The organism is Microcystis sp. M_QC_C_20170808_M3Col (assembly GCF_007095505.1).
Classification (GTDB): domain Bacteria; phylum Cyanobacteriota; class Cyanobacteriia; order Cyanobacteriales; family Microcystaceae; genus Microcystis.
Genome location: NZ_SFBY01000379.1, coordinates 1 through 5,023 on the forward strand (window position 1 = coordinate 1; position 5,023 = coordinate 5,023).

General features: G+C 44.9%; 6 protein-coding genes. 3 read left to right on the plus strand and 3 right to left on the minus strand.

Translation table 11 applies throughout. From position 1 onward, the window contains the following. Nucleotides 1–180, plus strand: a 180-nt coding sequence (locus EWV84_RS17540) for a hypothetical protein (RefSeq protein ID WP_287079038.1), incomplete at its 5' end; no start/stop codon positions are given. A 93-nt stretch (nucleotides 181–273) separates the two neighbouring features. Here the strand turns inward: EWV84_RS17540 and EWV84_RS17545 are convergent. Then, nucleotides 274–1,167, minus strand: a complete 894-nt coding sequence (locus EWV84_RS17545) for an alpha/beta fold hydrolase (RefSeq protein WP_287079039.1) — start codon at nucleotides 1,165–1,167, stop codon at nucleotides 274–276. 58 nt (nucleotides 1,168–1,225) lie between these two features. Here EWV84_RS17545 and EWV84_RS17550 point away from each other — a divergent pair, with 58 nt between their 5' ends. After that, a complete protein-coding gene (locus EWV84_RS17550; RefSeq protein ID WP_287079040.1) occupies nucleotides 1,226–2,068 on the plus strand; it encodes an alpha/beta fold hydrolase in 843 nt (280 codons plus the stop codon). Here EWV84_RS17550 and EWV84_RS17555 read toward each other — a convergent pair whose 3' ends face one another. Together EWV84_RS17555 and EWV84_RS17560 are read right to left on the minus strand one after the other, a co-directional pair. Beyond that, on the minus strand, nucleotides 2,069–2,902 hold the full coding sequence (locus EWV84_RS17555; RefSeq protein ID WP_287079041.1) for a M48 family metallopeptidase: 834 nt from the start codon (nucleotides 2,900–2,902) through the stop codon (nucleotides 2,069–2,071). Nucleotides 2,903–2,965: 63 nt separating this feature from the next. Continuing rightward, nucleotides 2,966–3,250: a hypothetical protein gene (locus EWV84_RS17560; protein WP_287079042.1), complete on the minus strand. Its 285-nt coding sequence runs from the start codon at nucleotides 3,248–3,250 to the stop codon at nucleotides 2,966–2,968. Nucleotides 3,251–3,916: 666 nt separating this feature from the next. Here EWV84_RS17560 and EWV84_RS17565 point away from each other — a divergent pair. Then, nucleotides 3,917–4,912, plus strand: coding sequence for a LysR family transcriptional regulator (locus tag EWV84_RS17565; RefSeq protein ID WP_286826850.1), 996 nt, complete (start codon nucleotides 3,917–3,919; stop codon nucleotides 4,910–4,912). Nucleotides 4,913–5,023: the final 111 nt, after the last annotated feature.

Below are 5,023 nucleotides of genomic sequence, written 5' to 3' on the forward strand. Positions count from 1 at the left end.
TTCGACTTGTTCAAAGTGGCCGGAGGGCATTCGGACACTCAAAACGGACGGGTCGAAAGTGTCAGACTTAAGCAATTAAGCGTTTTTCGCTATCTGCGTCAACCCCGTTCAGCGACCACTCTAAAAAAGTGGCGTGGTGAGGAATCGCCGTCCGTTTTACGGCGGCGAGGATGTCAATGATTTCTCCCTCAGGGAAAAACTGGCCGCAAAAATCATTAAATTTACCTTTGGGGCCCGGAAAAATTAGCCCTCAACCCCAACTTTTTTAACTGACTAAATCCCCATTTCCGACAGCCAACTCAAAATTAATTGATTAACTTTTTCGGGATGTTCATCGTGGGGACAGTGACCGGCTTTGGCAATCGGATAAAATTGGGTATTATTTCCCATTTTAGCTCTTTCTTGGTAAATTACCGAACCGGCGATCGGTGTCCAAGGGTCATCCTCTCCCCAGAGTACCAATAAAGGGCGATCGATTTGCGGTAATAATTCCTGGGGAGAAGGTCCGGGGGGTGCTGTCAACACCGATGCAAACACTCCCCACGCACCCGCATCACAGGAGGGTTGATAGATAATTTCGACTAATTCCTCGGTAATCGCAGCATGATCCCGATAAACCTGTTTTAAGGTGTTACGGATGCGATTTTTCTGCCTTACCTGTTCAAAAATAAACTTTCCTGTCACCGGAGAACTAACTAAACCAGTAAAGGCAGCCATGATTAAACGCAGCGGCAAATTTAATTCTTCGGGACGATGGTTTAATCCTCCGGCACAGTTAATAATTACTCCTCCAGCAGTGATTTCGGGAGATTCTGCCATCAGCATTAAGGTAATCAGTCCCCCGATGGAATTACCGATAAATACCGCCGGTTTTGCCATTTTTTCTCGCCAAAAGTCTTGTATTTGCCGCAGCCAAAGGTTGAGACTATAATCTAAAGCGGGCTTATCTGTACCCCCAAATCCCAAAAGATCTAGGGCATAGACTTGATAGCCATTTTCCGCTAAAACGGGGATATTTTTGCGCCAATGACCGATAGATGCCCCAAAACCGTGAATTAATACTAGGGGTTGTCCTTCTCCCCGCACAGTGTAGGGGATGGTGTGACCTTGCCATGTCCAAGACAATTGCTCTAAGCTAGTCCCAGTGATCGGAGATTGTAGTGCCATTGTATGAAGTTTTATTAAGTGATATTTAAATTATAGAGTAAAAATCAGCCGAGAATTTATGCCACAACGCCAGACTTTTACCAGTAACTCGATGGAAATTTCCTATTTACAATGGAGCGATCGAGGTATGCCTCTATTATTATTGCACGGCATGGCGGATCATGCTTTGGTTTGGTCAAGTTTGGGCGATTATTTAAGCTCAAATTATCAAGTTATTGCCCCAGATTTGCGGGGACATGGGGAAAGCGGTAAACCGGCAACCGGTTATCACTTTCAGGATTATATCGGCGATTTAAGGGCTTTAATTAATCATTTTGGTTGGACGCAAGCACATATTTTAGGTCATTCTTGGAGTGCTAAAATAGCGGCAATTTGGGCAACTCAACAGCCGGAAGTATTTAAGAGTTTAATTTTAGTCGATCCCTTTTTTATCGATAAAATGCCTAGTTGGATTAGGATAACTTTTCCAATTCTCTATCAAGTTTTGCCCTTTTTAAAGATTACTCGCTCCTTTGATAGTTATCAGAGCATAGAAGCGATCGCTCGTCAATTAAAACAATATAAAGGTTGGTCAAATCTACAGCAAGAGGTGTTTAAAAATGCCATCGAACAAAAAGCTGATGGCAGTTGGAGCAGTAAATTTACTTTATCGGCACGCGGGGAAATTTTTGAGGATGTCATGGGGTTTGCCGGATTAACTAAAACTTTAGATATTCCCAGTTTATTAATCCTTCCCCAGCAGGGATTAAATCGCACTGCTTGGCAAATTCAATCCTATAAAAGGTATTTAACTTCTCTAGAGATTAAAAAGATACCGGGTAATCATTGGGCATTTTTAGGGGAACCTGAAATTTTTAATCAAGCGGTGGCCGAGTTTTTATCCGTTCGGGAAATTGTCTGATTAGCGGAGAGAACGAATCTGCAATTGGTAATAATCCTCGTCTAAACCTTGATTCTGCTTGTTATTAACCGAATTAAGCTGTTTTTGCAGTGCCAAAATGCGATCGCCTGTAGCAGGATGGGTGCTGAGAATTGTCGGGGTAGAACCCCCCTGTTGTGCTAATTTTCCCATCAAGGAGATCATCGCCGTGGGTGCATAACCAGCCTCAACTAGATTGTTTAAACCCAGTCGGTCCGCTTCTAATTCATCCTTGCGACTATTGGGCAGATTATAGGCGAGATTGACTCCCAATTGTACCCAAGTTTTTGTGTCTAATCCCGCCGCGCTGAGAAGTCCTTGGGCGAGGGCAGTATTGCGTAATTGGGTGATAGAATGACGACCGACGATATGGCCGATTTCATGGGCAATGACGCTGGCTAATTCTGCCTCATTATCAGCAGTTTTAATCAATCCCGTGTGTAAATAGACAAATCCGCCCATGGTTGCGAAGGCGTTAATGCTATTATCGCGCACCACTTGAAAAGTGTAGGGAATCTCAGGGCGATCGCTAGTTGCCGCTAATCGCTGGCCGATTTCTTGGACATATTGGTTAATTCTGGCATCTTTGGCCAGTTTTATTTTACCTGATTCTAATAAACCTTGATTAATCTGCCTACCGAGGGCAACTTCCTGCTGAGGAGAAATAGTGGCGAGTTGAATAACCTGCACACCGCGAAAAAGTAAATCCATCCACGAGCGTGCGAAACTAGGTTGGGGATTGACAATCCCGATACTCAGGGTGAGCAGCAGGGAAATTATTGTTAGTAGCCAAAAACGGTAGAAAATAGGGCGCATAGACGATTCGATCCCATAAAAACCTCATTCCCATTCTAGACAGTCCCTATCACCCTTTGCCTGCTACTGTCCCCGATTGGTTTGATAGACGTAAAAGTTAAATAAATCGAATAAACTGCCAACAAAAGCAAAGGTGACAGCGATGGTTAACATTCCTTGTAGGGGATAACCGCCGCCGAAAATGGTTAAAAATTGCAGGATTTGGCTAAAACCGGTCTGACAAACCCAAGTAAAGCCGGGGACATGACTGGTGGCCAATAAAGCAGTTAAAATAGAACCCACCAAGAGGACGGGGGCAACAAAACTTAATAGGGTGGAAAATAGCAGGGAACGGAGCAAAGTAAGCATGGGTGCTGATCTCCAGAGAATTAGGGGGCGATCGAACGGGAATAGGAATCTATGCTCGCTCCCCTCTAGGATAGACGTTCATCTCGGCTAGGGGCGGTTTTTTAAAAAATCTTAAAATATCATTAAGATTCTTGGTTAATAACGATTAAGTGGTACACAAAAGTCAATGCAATAATTGCTCAGGCAGCCTTTTTCAGTGATCAGTAAACAGTAAACAGTGAGGGGTTGGGAAGTGGGGAAGTGGGGACGTGGGGAAGTGGGGAAGTGGGGACGTGGGGACGTGGGGACGTGGGGACGTGGGGAAGTGGGAAGAATAAATAAAAATAATCTCCCGTCTCCTGTCTCCTGTCTCGGCTCTTCTCGACTTTGTGTGATAATTTTTGCTTATGGAATCGTGAAATGCTTATCGAGCAAGACTTTTAGGGCTATTTTGCGGATATTCCATCAGTATAGACCTCGTTTTCACACAGACCATCTCCTGTTTCCTGTCTCCTGATAACTGATAACTGATAACTGATAACTGATAACTGATAACTGATAACTGGAACTACCTGAAGCATTGATCCCCGTGGTGTGGTACTGTCAATTCAGTGTATTTATCGGCACTGGCTTAAGATTTGTCGCTATTGTCCTCCCCTTCTCCCGTCGCTGTTTTTGAGGCTTTCTATGACCGACATTCCTTTCACCCTAGACCAACTGAGAATTCTCAAAGCGATCGCTGCCGAAGGAAGCTTTAAGCGGGCGGCAGATACCCTGTATGTATCTCAACCGGCGGTCAGTCTTCAGGTACAAAACCTCGAAAAACAGCTAAATGTGCCGTTATTTGACCGGGGCGGTCGGAAAGCCCAATTAACGGAAGCGGGATACCTACTCTTAAGCTACGGCGAAAAAATTATCACTCTCTGTCAAGAAACCTGTCGGGCGATCGAAGATCTACAAAATCTGCAAGGGGGAACCCTGATCGTCGGCGCTTCCCAAACCACGGGAACCTATCTTCTTCCCCGCATGATCGGGCTTTTTCGGCAAAAATACCCAGAAGTATCCGTACAGCTACAAGTTCATTCCACCCGTCGCACCTCTTGGAGCGTTGCTAACGGTCAAGTGGATTTAGCCATTATCGGGGGAGAAGTTCCCGCCGAATTACAAGAAACCCTGCGGATTATCCCCTACGCAGAAGATGAACTGGCTTTAGTCCTGCCTATTTTTCATCCTCTGTCTAAGGTAGAAATGATTCAAAAAGAGGATTTATATCGACTAAAATTTATCACCCTCGATTCCCAATCGACGATTCGCAAAGTTATCGACAAGGTTTTAACTCGTTGCGAGATCGATACCAAGCGCTTAAAAGTGGAGATGGAACTTAACTCGATCGAGGCGATTAAAAATGCTGTACAATCCGGTTTGGGGGCGGCTTTTGTCTCGGTGACAGCGATCGAAAAAGAACTACAAATGGGAGTTATCCACGCTACCAGAATTAAAGATGTGGAAGTACGACGCACTTTGTCGGTAATTATTAACCCGAATCGCTATCGCTCGAAAGCTGCCGAGGCTTTTACCCTAGAAATACTACCCCAATTCTCCACCTATCCCGAATATCTGGCTGACGACCACAACTTTGAACCGATTCCTAATCCGCAACCCGCCGAAATTATTAGTAAATAGGGTCTGCTGAAAAAGTTTTTCGGTGGGGGTTGGGGGTTGGGGGTTGGGGGATGGGGGATGGGGGATGGGTTTTACCGATTTTCAGGTGGTCAACTACCTAATTTTCAGGGA